At 59.2% G+C, this 23379-nt stretch carries 22 protein-coding genes; 11 read left to right on the top strand and 11 right to left on the bottom strand.

All coding sequences use genetic code 11. From position 1 onward, the window contains the following. Nucleotides 1-4 precede the first annotated feature (4 nt). Nucleotides 5-1837, top strand: coding sequence for a methionine--tRNA ligase (metG, locus tag F4V58_RS08210; protein ID WP_075735000.1), 1833 nt, complete (start codon nucleotides 5-7; stop codon nucleotides 1835-1837). Here the strand turns inward: metG and F4V58_RS08205 are convergent. Then, nucleotides 1834-2316 carry a GNAT family N-acetyltransferase gene (locus F4V58_RS08205; RefSeq protein ID WP_075734998.1) on the bottom strand — a complete coding sequence of 161 codons (483 nt, stop codon included), beginning with the start codon at nucleotides 2314-2316 and terminating at the stop codon, nucleotides 1834-1836. The two genes, metG and F4V58_RS08205, sit on opposite strands and share 4 nt — an antisense overlap. 18 nt (nucleotides 2317-2334) lie before the next feature. On the opposite strand from F4V58_RS08205, the gene F4V58_RS08200 reads away from it, so the two are divergent. The 4 genes from F4V58_RS08200 to F4V58_RS08185 all read left to right on the top strand — a co-directional run bounded on the left by F4V58_RS08200 (nucleotide 2335) and on the right by F4V58_RS08185 (nucleotide 6550). Further along, the gene (locus F4V58_RS08200; RefSeq protein ID WP_075734996.1) at nucleotides 2335-3159 is read left to right on the top strand and encodes a TatD family hydrolase; all 825 of its coding nucleotides are present in this window, start codon (nucleotides 2335-2337) and stop codon (nucleotides 3157-3159) included. A 434-nt stretch (nucleotides 3160-3593) separates the two neighbouring features. Continuing rightward, nucleotides 3594-4766, top strand: a complete 1173-nt coding sequence (locus tag F4V58_RS08195; protein ID WP_245802969.1) for a resuscitation-promoting factor — start codon at nucleotides 3594-3596, stop codon at nucleotides 4764-4766. A gap of 21 nt (nucleotides 4767-4787) precedes the next feature. Continuing rightward, complete coding sequence (gene rsmA / locus F4V58_RS08190; protein ID WP_075734992.1) at nucleotides 4788-5639, top strand: 16S rRNA (adenine(1518)-N(6)/adenine(1519)-N(6))-dimethyltransferase RsmA; 852 nt, start codon at nucleotides 4788-4790, stop codon at nucleotides 5637-5639. Next, nucleotides 5636-6550 (top strand): 4-(cytidine 5'-diphospho)-2-C-methyl-D-erythritol kinase, encoded by a 915-nt coding sequence (locus F4V58_RS08185; RefSeq protein ID WP_075734990.1) that lies wholly within the window; start codon nucleotides 5636-5638, stop codon nucleotides 6548-6550. Before rsmA ends, F4V58_RS08185 begins: the two co-directional genes overlap by 4 nt. Nucleotides 6551-6576: 26 nt before the next feature. Here the strand turns inward: F4V58_RS08185 and F4V58_RS08180 are convergent, their stop codons facing one another. Further along, nucleotides 6577-7785, bottom strand: a complete 1209-nt coding sequence (locus F4V58_RS08180; RefSeq protein WP_075734988.1) for a hypothetical protein — start codon at nucleotides 7783-7785, stop codon at nucleotides 6577-6579. 78 nt (nucleotides 7786-7863) lie between these two features. On the opposite strand from F4V58_RS08180, the gene F4V58_RS08175 reads away from it, so the two are divergent. The 3 genes from F4V58_RS08175 to F4V58_RS08165 all read left to right on the top strand — a co-directional run bounded on the left by F4V58_RS08175 (nucleotide 7864) and on the right by F4V58_RS08165 (nucleotide 10667). Beyond that, nucleotides 7864-9681, top strand: coding sequence for an ABC-F family ATP-binding cassette domain-containing protein (locus tag F4V58_RS08175; RefSeq protein WP_075734986.1), 1818 nt, complete (start codon nucleotides 7864-7866; stop codon nucleotides 9679-9681). Nucleotides 9682-9777: 96 nt separating this feature from the next. Continuing rightward, nucleotides 9778-10326, top strand: coding sequence for a hypothetical protein (locus F4V58_RS08170; protein ID WP_075734984.1), 549 nt, complete (start codon nucleotides 9778-9780; stop codon nucleotides 10324-10326). A 17-nt stretch (nucleotides 10327-10343) separates the two neighbouring features. Beyond that, a complete protein-coding gene (locus tag F4V58_RS08165) occupies nucleotides 10344-10667 on the top strand; it encodes a putative quinol monooxygenase (RefSeq protein ID WP_075734982.1) in 324 nt (107 codons plus the stop codon). A 274-nt stretch (nucleotides 10668-10941) separates the two neighbouring features. Here F4V58_RS08165 and F4V58_RS08160 read toward each other — a convergent pair whose 3' ends face one another. Then, nucleotides 10942-11733, bottom strand: a complete 792-nt coding sequence (locus F4V58_RS08160; RefSeq protein WP_245802968.1) for an HAD family hydrolase — start codon at nucleotides 11731-11733, stop codon at nucleotides 10942-10944. Nucleotides 11734-11776: 43 nt separating this feature from the next. Here F4V58_RS08160 and F4V58_RS08155 point away from each other — a divergent pair, with 43 nt between their 5' ends. Then, the gene (locus F4V58_RS08155) at nucleotides 11777-12793 is read left to right on the top strand and encodes a 3-hydroxyisobutyryl-CoA hydrolase (protein WP_075734978.1); all 1017 of its coding nucleotides are present in this window, start codon (nucleotides 11777-11779) and stop codon (nucleotides 12791-12793) included. Between the two features lie 28 nt (nucleotides 12794-12821). On the opposite strand, the gene F4V58_RS08150 is transcribed toward F4V58_RS08155, so the two are convergent. Continuing rightward, nucleotides 12822-13961, bottom strand: a complete 1140-nt coding sequence (locus F4V58_RS08150) for a DUF6882 domain-containing protein (protein ID WP_075734976.1) — start codon at nucleotides 13959-13961, stop codon at nucleotides 12822-12824. 148 nt (nucleotides 13962-14109) lie between these two features. On the opposite strand from F4V58_RS08150, the gene F4V58_RS08145 reads away from it, so the two are divergent. Next, nucleotides 14110-14778 (top strand): hypothetical protein, encoded by a 669-nt coding sequence (locus F4V58_RS08145; protein ID WP_075734974.1) that lies wholly within the window; start codon nucleotides 14110-14112, stop codon nucleotides 14776-14778. Here F4V58_RS08145 and F4V58_RS08140 read toward each other — a convergent pair. From F4V58_RS08140 to pth (F4V58_RS08120), 5 genes are all read right to left on the bottom strand, one after another. Continuing rightward, nucleotides 14767-15312, bottom strand: a complete 546-nt coding sequence (locus F4V58_RS08140; protein WP_075734972.1) for a gamma carbonic anhydrase family protein — start codon at nucleotides 15310-15312, stop codon at nucleotides 14767-14769. The genes F4V58_RS08145 and F4V58_RS08140 overlap by 12 nt on opposite strands. Further along, nucleotides 15306-15698: a hypothetical protein gene (locus tag F4V58_RS08135; protein ID WP_075736628.1), complete on the bottom strand. Its 393-nt coding sequence runs from the start codon at nucleotides 15696-15698 to the stop codon at nucleotides 15306-15308. Before F4V58_RS08135 ends, F4V58_RS08140 begins: the two co-directional genes overlap by 7 nt. Before the next feature lie 496 nt (nucleotides 15699-16194). Next, nucleotides 16195-17838: a peptide chain release factor 3 gene (locus F4V58_RS08130; protein WP_075734970.1), complete on the bottom strand. Its 1644-nt coding sequence runs from the start codon at nucleotides 17836-17838 to the stop codon at nucleotides 16195-16197. 24 nt (nucleotides 17839-17862) lie between these two features. Beyond that, nucleotides 17863-18729: an SDR family NAD(P)-dependent oxidoreductase gene (locus tag F4V58_RS08125; protein WP_425429745.1), complete on the bottom strand. Its 867-nt coding sequence runs from the start codon at nucleotides 18727-18729 to the stop codon at nucleotides 17863-17865. Nucleotides 18730-18759: 30 nt separating this feature from the next. After that, the gene (pth, locus tag F4V58_RS08120; protein ID WP_075734966.1) at nucleotides 18760-19437 is read right to left on the bottom strand and encodes an aminoacyl-tRNA hydrolase; all 678 of its coding nucleotides are present in this window, start codon (nucleotides 19435-19437) and stop codon (nucleotides 18760-18762) included. A gap of 222 nt (nucleotides 19438-19659) precedes the next feature. Here pth (F4V58_RS08120) and F4V58_RS08115 point away from each other — a divergent pair, with 222 nt between their 5' ends. After that, the gene (locus F4V58_RS08115; protein ID WP_075734964.1) at nucleotides 19660-21117 is read left to right on the top strand and encodes a glyceraldehyde-3-phosphate dehydrogenase; all 1458 of its coding nucleotides are present in this window, start codon (nucleotides 19660-19662) and stop codon (nucleotides 21115-21117) included. Nucleotides 21118-21287: 170 nt separating this feature from the next. Here F4V58_RS08115 and ppk2 read toward each other — a convergent pair whose 3' ends face one another. Next, on the bottom strand, nucleotides 21288-22286 hold the full coding sequence (gene ppk2, locus F4V58_RS08110; RefSeq protein ID WP_075734962.1) for a polyphosphate kinase 2: 999 nt from the start codon (nucleotides 22284-22286) through the stop codon (nucleotides 21288-21290). A gap of 522 nt (nucleotides 22287-22808) precedes the next feature. Continuing rightward, the gene (gene pth, locus F4V58_RS08105) at nucleotides 22809-23357 is read right to left on the bottom strand and encodes an aminoacyl-tRNA hydrolase (protein WP_084559736.1); all 549 of its coding nucleotides are present in this window, start codon (nucleotides 23355-23357) and stop codon (nucleotides 22809-22811) included. Nucleotides 23358-23379 lie beyond the last annotated feature (22 nt).

The following is a 23379-nucleotide window of genomic DNA, read 5'->3' as shown; positions in this document are numbered from 1 at the left end:
GGCCATGACTTCCGATCATGTAGTAGTAAACGTTGCCTGGCCGTACGCGAACGGCCCCCGCCATATTGGACACGTGGCTGGTTTTGGCGTTCCCTCCGATGTCTTTGCGCGCTTTAAACGAATGCGCGGTGACAAGGTGCTCATGGTCTCCGGCACCGATGAGCACGGAACGCCACTGTTGGTACAGGCTGACAAGGAGGGCGTGACAGTCCGCGAGCTCGCTGACCGCTACAACCGCCAGATTGTGGGGGACCTGGCCGGTCTGGGCCTTACCTATGACATGTTCACCCGCACCACCACCCGCAACCACTACGCCGTGGTACAGGAGCTGTTCAAGGGCCTTTACGCCAACGGCTACATGATTAAAGAAACCACCCAGGGGGCAATCTCTCCTTCTACCGGCCGCACGCTGCCGGACCGCTACATTGAGGGAACCTGCCCGCTGTGCGGTGCCGATGGCGCCCGGGGGGACCAATGCGATAACTGCGGTAACCAGCTAGACCCGGTGGACCTTATCAACCCGGTGTCCAAGATTAACGGTGAGACCCCAGAGTTCATCGAAACTGAGCACTTCTTGCTAGATCTCCCGGCAGTAAAGAAAGCGTTGGAGTCCTGGCTGCGCACCCGTGAGGATTGGCGGCCCAACGTATTGAAGTTCTCCCTCAACCTGTTAGAGGACATGCGCCCGCGCACCATGACGCGCGATATTGACTGGGGAATCCCCATCCCGGTGGAAGGCTGGCAGGACAACAACGCCAAGAAGCTCTACGTGTGGTTTGACGCCGTCATCGGCTACCTGTCCTCATCCATCGAGTGGGCCCACCGCACCGGTAACCCGGAGGCGTGGAAGGATTTCTGGCAGAACCCGGAAGCCAAGCACTATTACTTCCAAGGCAAAGACAACATCACCTTCCACTCCCAGATCTGGCCGGCGGAGCTTCTGGGCTACGCGGGCAAGGGAGCCAAGGGCGGGACTACCCACGCTTACGGGGAGCTGAACCTGCCTACCGAAATTGTGTCCTCGGAATACCTGACCATGTCCGGTTCCAAGTTCTCCTCCTCCAAGGGCGTAGTTATCTACGTCAAGGACTTCCTCAAGGAATTTGGCCCGGACGCCCTGCGCTATTTCATTGCGGTGGCCGGCCCAGAAAATAATGACACGGACTTCACCTGGGATGAGTTTGTACGCCGTATCAACAATGAGCTGGCCAATGGCTGGGGCAACCTGGTCAACCGGACGGTGTCTATGGCGCACAAGAACTTTGGTGAGGTGCCCGCCCCGGCGGCACTCACCGAAGAAGACAAAGCCATCTTGGATCTGGCTCACAAGGCCTTCGAAGAGGCCGGCCAACACCTGGAGCATTCCCGCTTCAAGCAGGCTATCGGCGCAGCCATGCACGTGGTGGGGGAGGCCAACGCCTACATCGCGGCCATGGAGCCGTGGAAACTGGCCAAGGATGACTCCCAACGCGAGCGCCTTGCCACCGTACTGTGGACCGCGCTGCAGGTGGTCTCCGACTGCAACGTTATGCTCACCCCGTTCCTTCCCTTTACTGCGCAGAAAGTGCATGAGACCCTGGGTCGCACCGGGGTGTGGGCCGCGCAGCCGGAAATTAGGGAAGTCACAGACAACATCCCGGTTGAACTAGTGGGCGTAAACCTCCCGCCGGAGGGCCATTCCTACCCAATTATCACCGGGGACTACACCGCGCAGCAGGCCACCTGGTCCCGCGTGGACGTGGAGCCCGGTACCCCGCTGTCCAAGCCCAAGCCGCTAGTAGCCAAGTTGGACCCGGAGTTGGGGGAGACCGGGCCGGAGTGGGCGCCGGTAAGCTAGACCATCAGCTGCAGGTAGTTGAGATCTAGCCACTGGCCGTGCTTGAAAGATAGCTCGCGGAGGTAGCCGCTCTTTTTAAAACCCAGCTTTTCGTGCAGCGCCACGGAGGCTGGGTTATTGCCGCAAATGAGCGCTAGCACGGTGTGAATGCGCTCATCCTGGCGCGCTTCCTCCACGAGGGCGCTGAGCAAGTGCTTGCCCAGTCCTTGGCCGTGGCCAGCGGGGTCAATGTAGATACTGTCTTCAAAGCACCCATCCCACCGCCGGGGGTCGTTGTGGGGCTGGAGCAGGGCAAAGCCCATCACGCGGTCGGTTTCCACCACCAAGTATGGGTATCCCTCTACTGAGCGGAAGTGTTCCTCGCGCTCAGCCACGGTGGCCTCAACCTTGCGGAAGACGAAGGTGGTTTCCCTAATTGCCCAATTAAAAATCTCTGTCATGGCGGGCACATCCGCCAAAGTGGCCTTTCTGATTTGCATGGTCTTAGACTAGTCCACATGTCTAAAAAGAAGCGCCGCCCCCAGCCCGTGCCTGTCGATGGATTGCACAATATCTTTGACGCCCACACTCACCTCTACTCCCACAAAGACAGCGACGCCGCTCTGGTGGAGCGCGCCCGCGCTGCCGGCGTGACCCGTATGGTCACTGTTGGTGACGATATGGAGGAATCCCGCGCGGTGGTAGAGACCGCGCGGCAATTTCCGGACGTTTTTGCGGCGGTGGCCATTCACCCCACGCGCGCCGGGCAGCTTGATGACGCCGCCCGTGCGGAATTAGAGCAGCTGGCCCAGGATCCGGACTGCGTGGCAGTGGGGGAGACGGGGCTAGATACCTACTGGATTAAGCACTCTCCGGAGGATACCGCGCCGCTGGAGGTGCAGGAAGAGGCGTTGCGGTGGCACGCGGGGCTGGCCGCCCGGGTGGGCAAGACGCTGATGATTCACAACCGGGAGGCGGACGCGGACTTGCTTCGCGTGCTAGCTACCGTCCCGGAACAAAAGAAGGTCATGTTGCATTGTTTTTCCTCCCCCTTGGAGGTGGCCAAGCAGGCGTTGGACCGCGGTTACGTGCTTTCTTTTGCGGGCAACGTGACTTTCAAGCGCAATGAGCAACTACGCGAGGCCGCGCGACTGGCACCGGCTTCCCAACTGCTGATTGAGACCGATGCCCCCTATATGACCCCGGAGCCTTTCCGTGGCCAGCGCAACGAGCCCGCACTTATCGGGCACACCTGGCAGTGCGTGGCGGACGTGCGCGGTGTCAGCGTCCAGCAGTTAGCTGAGGATTTGGCTCCTACCTTCACAGACGTGTTCGGGGTTTAGCCGCGACCAACCCGAGCCAAGCCGAGCCAAGCCAAGCCGAGCCGAGTCAAGCCGAGCCGAGTCGAGTCAAGCCGAGCCGAGCCAAGCCGATCCGGGCCAACCCGAGCCGGGCCAGCCCGAGGGCAATTGCTCGAGTCCCAGCTGGGCCATGCCGCCGGGGCTCCCGGTAGGACTTACTGGCTGTGCCGGTATACCGCAGGGAAGTTCGTGGAGCCGGCATGCCTCGCGGGGTTGGGGTGTGCTCAAAATCACACTGAGGAAAGCCCTGGTGGGGTTTGTTTCAAGTGGTGGGTGTGGCAAATGTTTTCAGGGTTCTCTAAGTGTCATTGAGTGCGTTCCTCCTCATGGGTTGTTACCGTATTGTTACTTGGAATGTGTGGGCACCTGCTGCCCACCCCGTGAAAATGTTTCGAAGAATCGAAGGACTAAAGAGCTTGCCTACCCCACGCCAAATCAAGCGGATCAACAGCACCCGCTCCCTGCCACTGACCGTTGCCACCGGTGGAATCCTGACCACCCTGGCGGTAGGGGGAGTAGTAGCCGTGGGGGCGCAAAAAGACGTTGTCATTGATGTCAATGGTGACACCGTGCAGCTGGCTACTTTTTCTCCCGATGTTGAAGGTGCGCTGGAGGCGGCCGGGGTGAGCGCCGGCACCCAGGACCTTGTCTATCCCGCACCTGGGGAGGCACTGCGCGACGGGGAGAAAATCACCGTGCGCACCGCCAAGCCCGTGGCCGTGACCGTGGACGGCGTGAAAAAGCAGCTCACCTCCACAGAACTGACCGTTCAAGATTTGGTTAAGACCCTGGACGGAGTAGCGCCTGGTTCTGCCGTTCGCACCGCCTCCGCTGTAGAGAAACTGTCCACCGCCCCTTCCGCTGCACAGGGCTCCTCCCAAAAACTGACTAAAGGCATGGAGCTGGAGGTAATAACGCCGAAGATTGTGGAAGTAAACGACGGCGGGTTTGTTACCTTCACCAAGATTGCCGCCACCACCGTGCGTGACGTTGTGGAGGCCCGGGGTATTGACGTGGACTGGGATGACCGGATTTACCCATCCATGGACACGCCCGTGACAGAGGGCATGACCATCAAGATAGATCAGGTCTCCACCACAGACTATGAGGTAGAAGAGGAGTTTCACGCCGAGCCCATCTACGTTGAGGCCCCTGAGCTAGAGCAAGGAACGGAGAAAGTCCTTGATCCCGGCGCGCCCGGCAAGCGGGTTGTAAGCAAGCGTTTGGTTATGGCCAACGGTGCCAAGGAATCTGATGAGGTTGTGCGTTCGGTAGAAACCAGCCCTGCCCAGCCGGCCACCATCGCGCGCGGGACAAAACCGGCTGCGCCAGCGGTCCCCGCCGGCTCCGTTTGGGACGCCCTGGCTATGTGTGAGGCCACCGGCAACTGGTCAATCAATACCGGCAATGGGTTTTCCGGCGGACTGCAGTTTACGCCTTCCACCTGGCTGGGATTTGGCGGTGGGGAATACGCACCGCAGGCATACCTGGCCACCCGCGAACAGCAGATTGCTGTGGCAGAGCGCGTCCAGGCCGCCCAAGGTTGGGGCGCGTGGCCCGCGTGTACCGCAAAGCTGGGAATCCGCTAGCCGTCTACTACGCTGGTAGCCATGAGTGAACCAGTAGCGGCTTTGTTGGGCCCTGTAGAAATACGCGCGTTGGCGTCCGAGCTGGATGTGACCCCTACCAAGAAACTGGGGCAAAACTTCCTGCACGACCCAAACACCATCCGCCGGATCGTGGCGGCTGCGGAGCTTTCAGCAGATGACAAAGTAGTTGAGGTTGGTCCCGGCCTGGGGTCGCTGACCCTGGGGTTGCTCGAAGTTGTCTCTGACCTAACCGTCGTGGAGATAGATCCCCGCTTGGCGCAGCGCTTGCCCCAGACCGTTACGCAACGGGCTCCCGGCGTTGCAGGCAATATGAGGATCATTGAAAAAGACGCCCTCAAAACCACCGCTGCAGATGTAGAGGCTCCCACGGCCTTGGTGGCAAACCTGCCCTATAACGTCTCCGTACCGGTGCTTCTGCACTTCCTAGCTACGTTTCCGTCCATCAAGCGGGTGCTAGTCATGGTGCAATTGGAGGTTGCTGACCGGCTGGCCGCCTCACCTGGGTCCAAGGTCTACGGAGTGCCCAGCGTCAAGGCCAGCTACTACGGCAACGTGTACAAGGCCGGAAATATTGGCAAGAACGTATTCTGGCCGGCGCCCAACATCGACTCCGGGCTAGTGCGCATAGATTGCTTTGAAGCTAACCCCTGGCCCGTGACCAAGGAGGAAGTATTCCCGCTCATTGACGCCGCCTTTGCGCAGCGCCGCAAGACCCTGCGCGCGGCCTTAGCTGGGTTTTATGGCTCCGCGCCCGCCGCAGAGGAGGCTCTCTTGGCGGCCAACATTGACCCTAAGCAGCGTGGTGAAAAAATTGCGGTAGAGGACTTTGTCCGGCTGGCTGGTGTGCAATGACCACGTTTACTGCTAGGGCCTATGCCAAGGTAAACCTGCACCTTGGGGTAGGTGATGCCCGCCCCGACGGTTTCCACGAGCTAGCCACGGTGTTTCAATCTCTGGATATCTTCGATGTGGTCACCCTGCAGCTGGGGTCCTCTGGAATCAGCGTCTCCGGGCCGCACGCCGGCGGGGTTCCCACGGATTTCAGCAATCTGGCGTGGAAGGCAGCTTTGCTGGTCGCGGAGAAGTTTCCGGGCGCACCCGAGTTCGCGTTGCACTTGGAGAAAAATATTCCCGCTGCCGGCGGTATGGCCGGCGGATCCGCTGACGCCGCCGCCACGCTGGTTCTGGCTAATACTGCTTTTGCTACCGCCACCGGGCGGCCCGCGTGCCCGCGGAAGAGCTTGTTTGAGCTAGCGGCGCACTTGGGCTCTGATGTCCCCTTCACGCTGATGGGAGGCACCGCGCTGGGGACTGGGCGTGGCGAAAACCTCACCCCCATGCTGGCGCGGGGGCGTTATACCTGGGCAATCATCACCAATGACCGGGGTTTGTCCACCCCGGAGGTCTTCCGCAAGCTCGACCAACTTCGCGCTGCGGGCCGGGACATCCCCGCGCGCATGGACACCAGCACCGTGGCGCAGGCCCTGGTCTCTGGCGATCCTCACGTGCTGGCGGGGGCCTTGGCCAATGACTTGCAACCAGCTGCGCTGTCACTGCGCCCGGATTTGCGCAAGGTGCTAGAAACAGGCAAATCCGCAGGCGCGCTGGCCGGAATAGTTTCCGGGTCCGGACCTACCTGCGCATTTTTGTGCGCGGACGCTGATGACGCCTTCGAGGTGGTAGCGCAGGTGACCGCAGACAATCGTGGTACGCGCGGGCTGGTCACCAGCGGACCCGCCCCGGGCGCTACGCTGATGGGCTAAGCCCCGCGTGATGAGATGTGGCTGGTTTAGAGGACCACCAGATCTTCGGGAACGAAGTCTAGATGATGGCGGTAGAGCTCATCCCAGGAAAGCAGATCCACCACCACTAGCTCTTGCTGAGCAGGATCGATGATGAAAGCGTAACCGTCAGCCGAAATCAGCTGCGCTGCTGCGGCGGAGTCATCCCACGCGGCAGTTGCCTGCAGAGAATCTTTATACTGCCCTGTGTCCGCGTCATAGACAGTGAGAGTGCCGTTAGAAGCAAGCACCAGGGCCTCACCCAACGGGCCCCTGGCCAGCGAATGGGGACCGATAGCAGAATCCAGCTCGACCGTTCGAGCGTTGTGCTCTTTAGTATCTAGCAGTGTGAAACTGCGGGCCCCGGGGTTTCCGGCAAGTACCACGGAAGATTCGGCCGAACCGGCTAAATCGCTCGCTCCGGGTTCCAGGGGCACGGTGCTAAATTTACCCCCTGCAAACAACGCAACGCCCTTCGCGCAACCGAATGCGGCAACACCGGGCGCGACAGTGGCCACGCCGGATGCCTCTGGGCAAGGATGCCCGGAACCTATGACGCTGCCTGCGCGGTCCATGTGAACCAGCTCGGCGGGTTGGCTATCGGTGCCTCGGCTGGTGACAACAGTGCCGTCAGCAAACGGCAGCGCCACGCCCGCGTGGGCCGCTCCGGTGTCAAAAGCGGCTTCGGTTAAGTCTTTGTTTCCCAGGTGTGCGGACTCAAAGACTTTTACTATCCCGGTACTGTCAGAAAAGACTGCGGTGTGGCCTTCATTGCTGTTAATGGCCCCGGCGTGCGGGGCTTTGAGAGTTGTATCCAACAGCTCCGGGGGTGCCACGTAGTAATGGAAATGCTGCCCATGTGGCTTGGCCACTAGTCCCACATCTAAGACGGATACTTGCTCTCCGGAGGTGATAAGCACGTGGCGGCCATCACCGGCGGGGCTAAGCTGCAGGTTGCCCGGGACTTCTGCCTTGCCTAATTCCTCCCCGGTGAACGGGTTGAGGGTAATTACCACACCGCGGGCGGTGATGGCCACGCGGTTAGGCAGTGCCTGGACTTCCTCGTGACCGGCTTCACCGGTGAAGCCATCTGCCGCCGCCGGCCTAGCGTGGTCCGTGTCGGTGGGGTCTGGCTGCGTCTGCGGCTCCGTGGCTGTGGTGCAACCGCCCAGCAGAAGCGTGGTGGCAGCTAGCCCTATGATGAAAGAGGTTTTCATAAAGAACAAGCGTATGGGAAATACTTTTCCTTGGCAATAGCCCACCTGCGGGCGCAACGCACTAGAGTGTTAGAGGTTATGGCAAACCTAATAAACCTTGAAAACGTCTCCAAGTCCTTCGGACTGAAAACCCTCCTTGATGAGGTTTCCTTGGGCGTGCAATCAGACGACCGTATTGGGATAGTTGGGGTCAACGGTGGGGGCAAGACTACCTTGCTGGAAGTCTTGGCCGGCAGTGAACCGCCAGACTCCGGGCGGGTTTCCCACACCTCGGATTTGCGGATGGCAGTTGTTACCCAGCGCTTTGAACTAGATGAGAGCCTCACTATTGGGCAGGCAGTTGTAGAGCCCCTTGGGCTGGAACTGTTCGAATGGGCGTCCAACGCAAAAGTCCGCGACGTGTTGAGCGGTCTAGGGATAGTAGACCTGGGCCTTGAGACTTCGGTCGGCCAACTCTCAGGCGGTGAACGCCGCCGCGTTAACCTGGCCACGGCTTTGGTGCAGGATCTAGACCTGGTGGTGCTCGACGAGCCCACCAACCACCTAGACGTAGAAGGCGTGCAATGGCTGGCCGAACACCTGCTGAGCCGAAAGCTGGCATTGGTAGTGGTAACCCACGACCGCTGGTTCCTCGACTCCGTTGCCACGGTGACGTGGGAGGTTCACGACGGAAACGTGGACGCCTATGAAGGCGGCTACAATGACTGGATCTTTGCCCGCACGGAGCGCGCCCGTCAGGCGGAAGCTATGGAGCAGCGCCGGCAAAACCTCGCACGCAAGGAGTTGGCGTGGCTGCGCCGCGGCGCGCCGGCTAGAACGTCTAAGCCCCGCTACCGCATAGAGGTCGCAGAAGCCCTCATCTCGGACGTGCCGCCTCCCCGCAACAAGGTTGAGCTCATGGCCTTTTCCAAGCAGCGCCAGGGGCGGGTGGTCATTGAGCTCGAGGACGCGACAATTACCACCCCAGACGGACGCGTCCTGCTCGACGACTTCACCTGGCGGCTGGCTCCGGGGGAAAGAATAGGCTTGGTAGGGGTCAACGGCTCGGGAAAAACCACATTACTGCACGCTCTGGCGGGCAGCCGCGAGCTCCAATCCGGCAAGCGTATTGAGGGCAGCACTGTCCGTTTAGGGTGGCTGCGCCAGGAACTCGACGACCTTGACCCTGAACAAACGCTGCTAGAAGCGGTGGAAAATGTGGCCACGTACATGCGTTTGGGGAAAAAGGAGATGTCCGCCTCCCAGCTAGCGGAGCGTCTGGGATTTAGCCCTAAGCGTCAGCGCACCCCCGTAGGCGACCTCTCCGGTGGTGAGCGCCGACGCCTGCAACTGACCTGCGTGCTGATGGCCGAGCCAAACGTGTTGCTGCTTGACGAGCCCACCAATGACCTTGACATTGACACGCTGCAAGAACTCGAGTCCCTGCTGGACGGCTGGCCGGGAACCTTGGTGGTCATCTCCCACGACCGCTATTTAATCGAGCGGGTCACCGATAACACCTATGCGCTATTTGGCGATGGGAAGCTCACCCACCTCCCGGGCGGGATTGAGGAATACCTCCGCCGGCGCGAGCCAGCAGCCAGCGGGCCAATCGACCTTGGCGTGAAGAAAGCTTCAGCTGTGGATGTCGCGGACCCCACAGTCTCTGCGGCTGGTGGCCGCACACTGTCCTCGCAGGAAACCCGCGATTTGACTAAGAAGATGAACGCGGTGGAAAGGAAGATGTCCAAACTAGATGCCACGGTGGAAGACCTTAATAAAAAGATGGCCACCGCTGCGGAGAAAATGGACACGGAGGAGCTTACCCGGTTGGATAAACGGCTGCGAACGGTTGCGGAAGAGCGCGAGGGGCTAGAGATGGAGTGGATGGAACTTGGGGAAAGGCTGGAAAGTTAGGAGGTCTTTGTCATACGCCTAGCCGGAAAGTCACAAACATATACCAATTTCCCGCAGAGCTTTATTTAGCGGAAAGTGTGTGGCAAAGTCTGATTTATGAACAACTCACGCCGTATTTCCGCAGTCCTTGCAGCCTCTGCACTCACGCTGGCGGGCACCGCTGGGTCCACTGCAGGTGCCGCTACTCCTGATTTTGCGCAGCTGTCATCCACCTCGTCTATTCCGCAAATTTCGCTGCCAGACCAAGCTCTAGATTTGGTTGATGCCGCAGGTATTGAGCTACCGGCTTTCGTGTGGCAATCCTCCAACAAGTTGGAGCAGGGTCTGCGTGGGGCCACAGAATCCCACCTGGAAAAGCAAGGTCATACCAAAGACGCGCGGGCTTATGACTTTGCGCGTGACTGGGCCGGCCAGGCTGCACGCGGTGAGGTCAAGTTCTACGGTCGCGCCGGGGATGGCACCAACCACCTGGAAAACGGATCCGGCAACGTCTACCGTTTCAAGCGGACTTCAGCAGTTCGCCGCCTAGCTTGGTTACAACGTGATGTGCCAGTTCAGACGTCCCCGGTGAGCAAAGGTTACGGTGTGGCCACCTCCACTGATGGAGACTATATCTACGTTGTTGAGTACTTCCTCGATAAGTAATTACTAAAGGAAAATAAATGATTTTGATCAACGTTCGTTTCTTGGTGAAACCAGAGCATGCGGGTACTTTCTTGGAGCAAACGCAGTGGTTCGCGGATGCTTGTAATGAAGAGCCGGGCTGCTTGTTCTTCAAGTTCTACAGTGACCCCCAAGATCCTCACCGCTTCTTCCTGGCTGAGGCATTCGCAGACGGCGAAGACGTAGCTCACGTGGAGTCGGATCACTTCAAGCGTGCGTGCGAAGAAATTCCTAAGCTGCTTCAAGAAACCCCGGACATCATCAACACAAAGATTCCGGGTAAAGCAGAGTGGGACAAGCTCGGAGAAATGGAAGTTAAGTAATTTAACTTCCGCCAAGTGTCACCAGGAGGGTAGGGCCGCGTTGCGGGCCTACCCTCCTTCTTGTGTTCACAGGCGGGGCAGGCGCGTTGTTGCTAGGTTCCGTGCCCCTGCCTCTGCCCCTGCTCGAGCCCCTGTCTCTGCTCGAGCCCCTGTCTCTGCTCGAGCCCCTGGCTCTGCTCGAGCCCTTGCCCTGCCCCACAGCTTGCCAGTAGCAGCTAACTGGCATGTCTGGGGTATGGGCTCGGAATGCAAACCTGTTCCTGGGATAAAGAGCTTAAGTTCCTAGGAGTTCGTCGAGCACGGTTATGACCCCGTACTCAGTATTTGGTGGCGCTATCCTATCCGCGATCTCTTTGAGCTTTTCATGCGCGTTTTCCATAGCCACGGCTAGGCCTGCGGACTTTAAGAGCTCGTAGTCGTTGAGGAAGTCACCGAAAGCCGCAGTCTGGGCGATGTCTACGGAGAGAATCTCTGCCAGTTGTTCCAGCGCGACGCCCTTATTAGCGTTGTTAGGCATACAGTCCACCCACACCTGCCCGGAGATAGCCACGTTCTGGGCGTCAATAACGTCGTAGAGAACCGGAGCCACGAACTCTTCTGTTCCCTCAGCGCAGAAGATAGCAATCTTGATAACTTCCTCATCCGCGTAATCCGTTAAGGAGTCCACTAGCGTGTTGGCTTTGTAATATTTGTCCAACTCGTCACGTGCGGATTCCGGTGAATCTTTTTCCGCGTAAGCCATCGAAGGGGTACAAAGGACGGTCATGTGGGGTTTCTCAATGGACTCGCGGGCCTGCAAGATGGCGTGAACGTCCGCGTTTTTTAGGGGCGTGGTCCCTACAATTTCACCGCCGTGGACTACTACGGTGCCGTTTTCCGCGATGAAGGTGGACATGTCTGGGAACATCTTCTCCAGCGTGGACAGTTGGCGCCCGGAGGCGGGCGCAAGGGTGACGCCTAGTTGCTTGGCGCGTTTGACCACGCGGGGGAATTCGGGGGGCAGCTGACCATTGCCGTCTAGCAGTGTGCCGTCCATGTCTAGGGCGATGAGTTTAGGCGTATTCAAAAAAATCCTCGAAAAATGTCGTGTGATGTGGAACACTGGGAACATGACTGATGCACCCGTATTAACTTCTATCCGTAACCGTACCGGAATTGTGGAATTAAACCGCCCAAAGGCGCTAAATTCGCTTAACCTGGAAATGATTGAGCTCATCTCCGAGGCGCTCGAGCAGTGGCGGGATGATGACTCCGTGGACCAAATCCTGGTCAAGAGCAACCATCCCAAAGCCTTTTGTGCGGGCGGAGACGTCCGCGCCGTTCGTGATGGGGCCTTGGAAAAAGACTGGGAGACAGTTGAGGGTTACTTCGCCGCTGAATATGACCTCAACGCGCGGATCTCGGAGTATCCCAAGCCTTATATCGCAGTCATTGACGGAGTAGTCATGGGCGGAGGCTTGGGGATCTCCGCTCACGGCAGCCACCTGATTGTCACGGACAAAGCTTTTGCCGCCATGCCAGAATTGGCAATCGGCTACGTCACTGACGTGGGTTTGGCCTACCGTTCGCAGCGCATGGTTGGCAACCGCGGCAAGGCTAGCTCGGAAATTGCCAAGTACTGGGGTATCACCGGCTACCGTATGTACGCAGCTGACATGCTTTATACCGGTCTAGCCACCGGATACGTAGAAGACCCGGATTCCTATATCGAAGAGGTCATTGCCAAGGGCGTGGAAAACGTGGAGACGTCCACCGTAGATGGGGCCCCACTGGCTGAGAAGGCGGAGGAGATTGAGGCTGCCTTCCGGCACACTACGTGGTCGGAGATTCTAGACAACGCCAGCCCACGTCTGCGGGAGGAGCTGGAGGAATACACCGCCTCCGCAAGCCCGACCTCATTGGTTGCCGCGTTGGCCCTCTACGACTTCGAGGAAGGCGTCCAGGATGTGCGCGAGGCCCTGAACGCGGAGCTCCGCCTGGGAAGCTACCTTGTCCGGCAGCCGGACTTCGCCGAAGGCGTACGTGCGGTGTTAGTCGACAAGACCCGCGACGCGGACTTCCAGCCGGAGACTGTGGATGGTGTTGACCGCCAGGCTATCTTGGACGTTGTTCACTCCGCTTCCTAAAGTTCGGGCAGCGGGATTTTTGCCCAGCCTAGCCTTGCAGCTGGCGTAGCTGCTCGTAGGCGGCTAGCGCCCGGTTCCGGTCAACCCCCGGTGCAACGGGTACGCGCAGTACCGCCGCGCGTACCTCTGGATGCAGCGGAGGAAGCTGTAGCTGTGGGGCGTCCACTAACACTAGTCCGGTGGTTTCCCCGTCGAGTTTCACGGTTTCTAAGGTCCACACATTCACGATCCTCATGGCCGCCTGCACCAGGCGCTGCTCCTTGGCGGTCGACTCGGATGTGTGGCCCCGCAAAAGCGCGGGTATTCCGTGATCAAAACCAAAGCGCCGGACGTTTCCAGCCAACCTAGCCATGGGGTGCTGTACGAGCTTGGGATTCGCCCACGCCCAGGTGAATACCCCACCGGACACGGTAGCCAAAATATGCGCGCGGGCCTCAAACCCTGGGAAAGCTCCGGAAGGGTGGGAAATTAGTCCTAGCCCACGGTTCCAGTCAAGGCTGAGGCGGGCCCCGCCAAAGCGGCCCGAGTACAACAAGCATTGTTCCGCAGCCCTGTAGTGGCCGTCCGCCACCACCTCATCTAGACGCAAGGGCGCCTGTGCGGGAAGGCTGGTGAGCTTGTCTCCAGCAAATGACACGGCGGATTCTGCAGTTTCATCGTCTATTCCCAAGGCTGCCTGCATGGCAGCGAAGGCGCGTCTTTCATCAGTAGCTGGGGTGACCTGCCCTAGTCCATTAGCCACGGCAAAACCCCAGGGTAGCGCGGTGTCGTGGAGGGTAACCGACACCGCAGCCAGGTGGTTGCCTTGTTCGGCTATGAACACCGGGTGCCCGGCGTTGACAGTTCGGGCGGCGTGGATTAGCTCCGTGCTGTAGGCGTGGGTGCCGGATAGCTCGGGTATATCTAGTCCCGCAGTGGATTCCGTCAACCACGTCCATTGCTCATCTTCGATCACCGCGACCCTAGTTCCGTGGAGATCGTGGATCCCGGTCGCAGAGGTGATGCGCACATCCACGGGGGCGTCAGGGCCTCCGGCTGGCGGATGGAAGTTGTATTCCACGGTGCTTACCCGGCCGAATGCTTTGTCAAAAGCCAGGTCTAGCGCCGCGTTGAGAAACAGCCCGTCGGTCAAAACGTCTTGGAAAGAAACTGGTGCAGTAAGGTGCATGGCACTTACTCTAACCCCTAGCGGGTTAATTGTGTGCGATGTGGCCTTGTGTTTGGAAGGTCCGGGTCTAGCAGAAGGCCGTGGGCACCGGCGTCCCGCACCGTTTGATATTGCGTGAACTCTTGGCCAGCCGGGTAACATTGCGGACATGATCCACGCCTTAAGCTACGCCCTTGCTGACTCAGTCAACGCATTGCTCATTGGCATCCTCGTAGCAATCGGCATCATGCTACCGCGTGGCCAATACCGCAAGGTTGCCGCCCTGGTGATTGTGGGGGATTGGTTGGGCGTGCTGGCGGCATCGGCAGTAGTGACGTTTATCTTTGTGGGCATTCGCGACCACATTGAGGCGCTACTGGCTTCGCCCATCGCCGGATGGCTGCTAATTGTGGTGGGACTGGGCTTAGCCGTTTTGTCGTGGCGGTCTAAGGGGCAGTCCAATGCTTTGGTAGAAAGATTGTTGGTGCCGCTGCGGGTGCCGTCTAAATCGACCGTGGCCATAGGCTTTATCATGGGGGCGGTGCAGTCGCTGACCTCCCTGCCATTCTTTTTGGGCCTGATGTTTTTGGCAGCCGGGGACTTTGGCCCCTGGATAACCTACGGCGGTTTGGTAGTCTACGCCAGCCTGGCGCTGTCACTGCCAACCTTGTGCGGGCTGTTCGTGGCGGTGGTGCGCGCCCGCCCGGACTCTGCAGCCGGAAAACTTTTCGCTAAGGCTCGGGCCAACAGCCATCAGGTCGCGCTGGTGGGAAGCTACCTGGTTGCCGCGTTCCTGGTACTCATGGGTGCGCTCAGCCTCATGGGATTATCCGAATAGCACGTCATCCAGGTCAAGGCTTTCGCCCTCACCCGCTTGATTGGCGGCGTAGTCCACGTACTTCGCCGCATGGGGGATGAATCTAGCGGACTCCGCGGCGCTTAGTTCCCGCCGAACCTTGGCCGGAACGCCCGCTGCCAGGCTGCGGGCAGGAATGTGTTGGCCTTCTAGGACCACCGCGCCCCCGCCCACAATGGAACCCGCGCCAACGCGGGACCGCGATAACACGGTGGCGTTCATGCCAATGAGCGTGCCGGACTCAATATGTGTGCCGTGTAACATACACATGTGGCCTATGGTTACGTCGTCTTCAAGGATGCAAGGTGCGTCTGCTTCTCCGTGGAGCACGCTATTGTCTTGGACATTGGTGCGCTGGCCTATCCGGATGGCGCTGACATCGCCGCGCAGCACGCAGCCGTAAAACACGGAGGCGGCAGGGCCAATCTCCACATCACCGATGATGGTGGCGTTGGGGGCTATAAAGGCACTGCGGTGGATGCGGGGAACCGCGCCCTGGTAGGGGAGGATTAGCAACCTAGGTCCTCAACAATGAAGGCGATGTCCTGATTGATTTCGTAGCCGTCCTCGGCCGGTTTGAGTTTTTCCTCGATCTTCTCCCGCACGTCCTTGTCTAGCGGAAGAACCCAGCCCTTCTTTGGGTCTTTGACGGTGAGGGTCCTCTTTTCCACCGGAGTGAAGTGGACGTCAAGCTCACCGTCGGTGATGGTGGCTGAGACCCCGGACCGCGCAATCTCGCGAATTATCTCCACGGTATCCGGGCAGATAGTCACGATGACGGTGTCTTCAGCAGTGTGGACTTGCAGTCGGGGAACTTCCACGATGGGGGCGTCGCCGGCCGGGGAGGCAAGACGGGGAGCCTTAGGGCCGGTGAGCTTGTCTATAATTGCGCGTAGGGTCATAAATTTAGAATACTGAACATCATCCCGCAGGTCAGTGAAACCCCTGTGGACGGGAAAATCACGGTGAATAAACAATTTCGGAACTATTTGTATGTGTAGTTATTTTGTTCCCAACTGGCCTGCAGTGTCCGCAAAGAGACCAGGTTATAGACTTTGAAAGCCAAACAATCCCCGGCCCACGCGTTTAGCTAAATTGCTAAATGTGAATGAGCGGCGGGTTGGGATTATGGTGTTAAATATCTCACAGGTTCTTAGTATGGACTTAGGTCCCGGAGTCTTGAGAAATGCAAAGAGTGCCTACCCCGGCCCGGCGGGCACCTTAAGTCCTGGTTAAATCCCGGTGTCACAACCGTCGCGCCCCGGCATCCAACAGCCGGGCCCAGGGGGGGAGGCCGGATCGTTGCCGGAGACCCCGCGCACCTGGTTCAACGCCATCTCTGCCCCGGGGAGAGCAGGGGGCCATTCGCGGAGCGGGAAGCTCCACTGGATGGAACCGTTAGTCAGCCACCAGGGTTTCCATGGTCAGTTCCGGGTGCTCCTTTTCAATGAAAGCGAGCTTCCACTTGTCCCCGAACAGCGCGATGAGTTCCCCGTCGGTGCGGGTGAAAATCTCCACGCCGCGCTGGCGGCCCAGCTCCGGCGCCGACTCCGCGTCCGTGCGCCGGGCCACGGAGTAGGGGATGGGCTCGGTAATGGTAGGGACGTTGTATTCGGCCTCCATGCGCGCCTGCATGACCTCGAACTGCATGGGTCCAACGGCGGCCATAACCGGTGCGGCGTCTCCGCGGGTGTCGTTGCGCAGGATCTGCACCACGCCCTCGGCTGCCAGCTGATCCAGGCCTTTGCGGAAGGCCTTGTAGTCCCCCAAGGATTTCGCGCGCAGGATACGGAAGGCCTCCGGCGCGAACTGTGGCATGGGCGTAAATTGAACTTTGCGGCCGGCGTAGATGGTATCACCGGGGGCAAGCGTGCCCGCGTTGACCAGGCCCACGATATCGCCGGGGTAGGCGGTATCCACGGTGTCGCGATTGCGGCCGAAGACGGTCAGCGCATATTTCGTGGAGAAGCTACGGCCGGACTGGGCGTGAGTTACCTGCATCCCGCGCTCGAATTCGCCGGATACCACGCGCATAAAGGCCAAGTTATCGCGGTGTTTGCGGTCCATACCCGCCTGGACTTTGAAAATCACGCCGGCAAAGTCGTCCGTTACCTCGCGTACCTCATCAATGGCCGCCGATGCCGCCTCTACCGCATTAGGATCCGAGTCACGGGAGGCAGGCTCCGGGGCAATGGCGCATAGGGTGTCCAGAATCTGGTGCACGCCGAAGTTCAACATGGCCGAGGCAAAAATGAGCGGGGAGGTGACACACTGCTCGAATAGCTCCTGGTCATGCACCGCGCCGTCGGCCGCGAGGAGCTCCGCTTCCTCTATCGCAGTGTCCCAGGCACCTTCTTCTTTTTCTGCAGCTTGCTCGGGTGCATAGTGTTCCTCGGGTGCAATGGTAGAACCGCCGGCGGTGCGTAGGAAGTGGATGTAGTTGTCAGCCTCCCCGTCGGTGTTGATGTGGGCCAGCCCGCGGAAGTCACCGGCCATACCCACCGGCCAATACAGCGGCGTGGGCTGCAGTTGGATTTCATTGACGATCTCATCCACCAGCTCTAGAGGGTCACGGCCCACGCGGTCCCACTTGTTTATCACCGTGATGATGGGCAGCCCGCGGGCCTTGCACACGCGAAATAGCTTCAGGGTTTGTGGCTCCAGGCCTTTGGCTGCGTCAATGAGCATCACGGCGGCGTCAACGGCGGTGAGCACGCGGTAGGTGTCCTCGGAGAAATCCGCGTGGCCCGGGGTGTCCACCAGGTTGATAACAAAAGGTTCACCACTGTGGCCCTCCGGGGAATATTCGAACTGCAACGCGGAGGACGCCACGGAAATACCGCGGTCTTTTTCCATCTCCATCCAGTCGGACACCGTGGACTTGCGGCCGGCCTTGCCATGCACGGCACCCGCCTCATTAATGACATGCGCGTGGAGAGCCAACGCCTCCGTCAGCGTGGATTTACCCGCGTCCGGGTGGGCGATGACGGCGAAGGTGCGGCGTCGGTTGGCTTCGTGGGCAATGGTGGCAGCAGAACTCATGCGCCTTAGTCTAGCGGGCGGGCACTACCATTCCACATTCAATGACTGCGCAAGGTCCGCAAAGATCCGTTTGGCAACCGAGACGTTCTTGGCAATCGGGCGTTGCAGCCCGGGCTTGCGCTTGTCGTTGTAGTATTCGCCCGACTCAAAGTGGATACCGGGGGTGCCGGTGATGAAATACGCCAGGTTGGCCCCGCCCACCTTGGGCTTAGAGAGCAGATGCTTGATGCCCGGGGTGAAGTAGAGTTTGTTGAGCTTTCCGGTGAGCTCGCTGGAGAAATTGGTGGCCAGTACCCCGGGGTGGAAGGCCACTGAATTTATCCCGTGCGAGTGGATGAACCGGGTGAGCAAAATGCTGCCCACCTTGGCGTTGCCGTAGGCGCGTTCGGAGCTGAACTTGTCGAACGTGTTGGGGTCAGCCGGATCAAACTTAGACATCAAGAAGTTTGCTACCGAGGCGGTTTGCACCACCAGGCCGTCTACCGCGCGGATCTTGTCCTGCAGCAAGCTCGTAAGCAAAAACGGAGCCACCACGTTGATCTGCCAGGTGCGCTCAAACCCGTCCACGGTAGCCAGTGGCCCGTCAAAGATGCCACCAGCGTTGTTGGCCAGTACATCAATGGTTTCCAGGTCATCTAGCTCCCTGGCCAAGCGGTGGACCTCACCCAGCGAGGTGAAGTCTGCAACGTGATAGCGAACCCCCAACTTGGAGGCCACGGCCTTAGTCTTCTTGGGGTCACGACCCACCAAGATGAGGTTGTCCTCAGGACGTTGGCGGTGCAGGATCCGGGCCGCTGCAGCTCCGATACCGTCCGAGGCACCGGTAATTACTATCGTCTTTTGGGGGGAGGGGACATGGGTTGGCGCATGCTCGTGGCTCATATTTCCCATTGTATCGACAAAGAGCCGCTGCGGGCGGGTTTATTTGCTGCGGGAGTGGATGTCATTCTGCGCCCGGGAAATCCCCTGGGAAACTATGGCCCGTGCCGCGGCTGCTGCGAGGGCTATCGCCTGGTCGAATCCGGCGCTGGAATCCACCGGCCCCAGCACGTAGTCGGGGATGGGGGTTTCCTTCGGCGGACGGGAAATCCCAATCCGCACCCGTGGATACTCGCGGGTTCCCAAGTGCTCGGTGATGGATTTCAGCCCATTGTGGCCGTTTTCGTTGCCACCCTGCTTGATGCGGACCTTATGCGCCGGCAGGTCCAGCTCATCGTGGATAACTATCACGCGCTCCGGTGCCACCCCGAGGCTCTTGGCCAGCGGCCCCACGCCCTCGCCGGAGAGGTTCATAAAGGTTGTACTACGCAGGGCCAGAACCTTTTGGTCTTCGACACACACCACAGCACCCTGGGATTTGGCACCAGCCACCGGCTGCAGGGTGTCACCGTTGGCCGCCAGCAAATCATCTATAGCCATATATCCCACGTTGTGCCGGGTGGCCGCGTATTGTTCTCCCGGGTTTCCTAAGCCCACCACTAGCCACGATACCTGCTGCTCTTTTAACTCCGTAATGCTTAAGACTTGGCCCTGGGGTGCCGGACGGTGTGCGCCTAAGGCCCCGAAGAGTTGACTGAAAAATCTGGTGATTGCGTTCATAGGTCTTAGTCTCTCACGAATCCGTGCGCAGCTGTACACCGGCCTGGACCCCCATAATAGGGGCATTCGTGGAAGTAGAATGTACCAATAGCCATATAAGTAGTGTGGGAAATTAGTAATATCTAAGGTCGCGCGGGGTAGGAACCATCCCCGGCACCTGGGGCGTAACACCACAACGCCACAACGCCACAAAACCCAAGACGAAAAAGGACACGATTTTAAGTGACTGATCTTCAAGCTGGCAGCAAAAATTGGCACGACGACTGGAACGAGCGCGTTGAACGTGCCCAAGAAATGATCCCTTTGCTCCACCAACTGCGCCGCCGAAACATTGTGACTTCCATCTTCGGCGCTCTCCTCGACGGCGTGACCGACATCGATATCGTCAAAGCACACCGCTACGCCCGCCGGATTGCCGGTACAGAACTTTCCACCGTCCAGACCCTCCCCATGGTCCGCGAGCTAGTCAGCATGGACCTGGGACCCGCTTCGATTGACTTGGGTCGATTGGTTACGCGCTTTGAAGGCAGTGATGGCACGCTTCGTGAGTTCCTTGACTCCGAGCTCGCCGAAATCATTGGCACCAACGAAAGCAAGGAACCCGTTGACGTTGTGCTCTACGGTTTTGGCCGCATTGGCCGCCTCTTAGCCCGGATCCTCATCGCACGTGAAGGCACTTATAACGGGGTCCGTCTGCGCGGGATCGTGGTCCGTAAGAAGGGCGATATTGATATCTTCAAACGCGCCTCTCTCCTACGGCGCGACTCCGTCCACGGCGCGTTCAACGGTGCCATCACCGTTGATGAGGATAATGACGTCATCTGGGCCAACGGCACCAAAATCCAGATGATCTACGCCAACAACCCCGCAGAGATTGACTACACCTCCTACGGGATTAAAGACGCCATCTTGGTGGACAATACCGGCGTGTGGCGCGACCGCGCCGGACTTGAGCAGCACCTAAAATCCAAGGGTATTGCCCGCGTTCTTCTCACCGCCCCTGGCAAAGGGGACCTAAAGAACGTGGTCTACGGTATCAACCACACTGACATCACTGATGCGGACAAGATTGTCTCTGCGGCCTCGTGTACCACCAACGGCATCACGCCGGTTCTTAAGGTTATCGGTGACAGGTTCGGGGTAGCCCACGGCCACGTGGAGACCGCTCATTCCTTTACCAACGACCAAAACTTGATTGACAACTTCCACTCCGGTGACCGCCGCGGCCGGGCAGCGGGTCTGAACATGGTGCTTACTGAGACCGGCGCAGCGAAGGCCGTTTCCAAGGCCCTGCCAGAATTCGAAGGCAAGCTCACCGGCAACGCCATTCGCGTTCCTACCCCCGATGTCTCCATGGCCGTGCTCAACCTAGAGCTAGAGAAAGAAACCACCCGCGAGGAGGTCAACGAGTACTTAAGAAACGTCTCCCTGCACTCGGATCTGCGCCAGCAGATTTCCTACATTGCCTCACCCGAGGTAGTCTCCACCGACTTCGTGGGCTCCACCCACGCCGGCATTGTGGACGGCCTGGCCACCATCTCTACCGGCAAGCACCTGGTTCTCTACGTCTGGTACGACAACGAGTACGGGTACTCTAACCAGGTCATCCGTATTGTTGAGGAACTAGCGGGCGCGCGTCCCAAGGTTATCCCTGCCCGCGTTTCTCCCAGCGAACTCTAGCGCTACGCCCGGGGGTCACCGCCTCCGGGCGCACCCTGCGTAGCCGGTTACCGAGCTGGCCGCGCACGAGCGTTGTTAGCAAGAGGCGCTGCCACTGGGTTTCCAGGACAGCGCCTTTCAACGCCTTCGGGGGCGCCTGTGCGGTTAGGTCGCGCCACTGCGCGGTTCGGCTAGCTAGATTTCTTCTTAGGCGTGTCCTTTGACTTTCCTGCCTTAGCTGGCTTCTTTGCCTTCTTTCCCTTGCTGTCCTTCTTCGCCTTGCTGTCCTTCTTGGGCTTTTCGGCCTTTTTATCCCCGGTTGACTTGGCCGGTTCTTTCGACTTCTTGCTAGCGGAGGCACCTTTACGGCGCTCCAGCTCCGAGGCTACGTCCTCAACGTAGGCGAAGTCGGTACGCGCCGGGCGCTCGTAGTCTCCATCTGAGCTAGGCCGGTCTGGAATCTGCGGGACAGACTGATCAATGTGCTGGTAAGGAATGGTCTTGAGCAGGTGGTGGATGACGTTGATGCGCGAGCGCTTTTTGTCTTCAGACTCCACCGTGAACCAGGGCGAAATTGGGGTGTCGGTGTGGACAAACATCTCATCCTTGGCGCGTGAATACTCCTCCCACCGCGTGATGGACTGCAGGTCCATGGGGGAGAGCTTCCAGCGGCGCAGGGGATCATTGCGGCGGGACTTAAAGCGTGCAATCTGTTCTTCATCGGACACGGAGAACCAGTATTTCAACAAAATGACGCCGTCATCGATGAGCATGCGCTCAAGCATGGGGGCTTGGTGAAGAAAGCGTACGTATTCTTGCTGCGTGCAAAACCCCATGACGCGTTCCACTCCGGCGCGGTTGTACCAGGAGCGATCAAAGATGACTATTTCACCACGGGTGGGAAGCTTTTCAATGTAGCGCTGGAAGTACCACTGACCGGATTCCCGTTCGGTGGGTTTGGGCAGCGCCTCGATACGGCAGGTTCGCGGGTTGAGGTACTGGGTAATGCGCTTTATGGCAGAGCCCTTGCCGGCGGCGTCGCGGCCCTCCATGATGATAACCACGCGTGCGCCGGTGGCCACCACCCATTGCTGCATTTCAACCAGTTCAGCCTGTAACTTCTGAAGCTCCTTTTCGTAGGCGGCTTTGTCGAGCTTGGGAGGTTTTGGGGATTTTTTATTCTTAGCCATGCTTACCAGTTTAGGGGGCGCAGGGGCCCCGGGGGTGGAAATGGCGAAATGCTAAGGCGCCCATCCGCCCGGCACACCAAAACCCGGATCGGGCGGACTGGGGTGCGGCGGTGATCATGGTTTTGCTCTCAACAAAACTCAATTTAGCTATGCCCGCCCGGGGTTACCTGGCCGTCAACCGTGGCTATAAACCCGCGCCCCTTAGCCTGGGGACCATCTATCAGATGTGGTTAACCATGGCCGCCACCCGGCGCAGCGGTTCTTTTCCTGCATTTGTGTGGCGTAGTCCGGGCCAGCGCACATGATTTTCCCCGGGGCGTGGACCACTGGCGCTAGGTTCCGGGGGAGCAAGGGCCTCCGGAACGCCGCAAAGTCCAGCGGCTTTGTGCCAGACACTCGCGCCCAACAGCGCGCCCGCTTCCTTTAAAATCCCAAGCAGTACCCACGCCAGGGCGCTCACCCCGAATGGCCTGATGACCGCAGGAGGTATTGAGTGGTGCGAGTTCCGCAGGGCCAACCTAGCTAGACCACTAGATCAGCGGCGTCAGCGCAAATAATAGGCAATTCTGAGGATTCCTTCTTTGCCCAGGGTTTAAGAACATAGCTGGCCGGATCCATCCGTCCTGGGGGGCGGCCAATCCCTACCGAAAGCCGCTGGTAATCCTTGGTGCCTAGGGATTTGGTGATTGAGCGCAAACCGTTGTGGCCGTGGTCCCCGCCACCTGTACGCAGGCGCACCTGTCCGAATTCCATCTCCAGTTCATCGTGGATGACAATTAAATCTGCAGGCGAAACCCCGAAATACTGGGCGAGTGCTTTGACGGGCCCGCCGGACAGGTTCATAAAGGACCTAGGTCTGGCCAAGATCACCTTGCCGGAGAGTAGATTGCCCGCCGGAATTTCGGCGATGTCCGTGTTGGTCTTCTTATTCACTGAGAGCGCGGCCGGCATGGGGGATACTCGGCTGGCCAGCTCATCAATAACGTCAAACCCGATGTTGTGGCGGGTTCCGGAGTACTTGGGGCCGGGGTTTCCCAGGCCAATAATCAGGGTAGTAGACACGGGAACCATTCAACCACAGGCTTGCCCGCCG

Source organism: Corynebacterium phocae, assembly GCF_008693075.1.
Lineage (GTDB): Bacteria > Actinomycetota > Actinomycetes > Mycobacteriales > Mycobacteriaceae > Corynebacterium > Corynebacterium phocae.
Note: the sequence above shows the minus strand (reverse complement) of the source record. Positions and strands in the feature narration are given on the sequence as shown.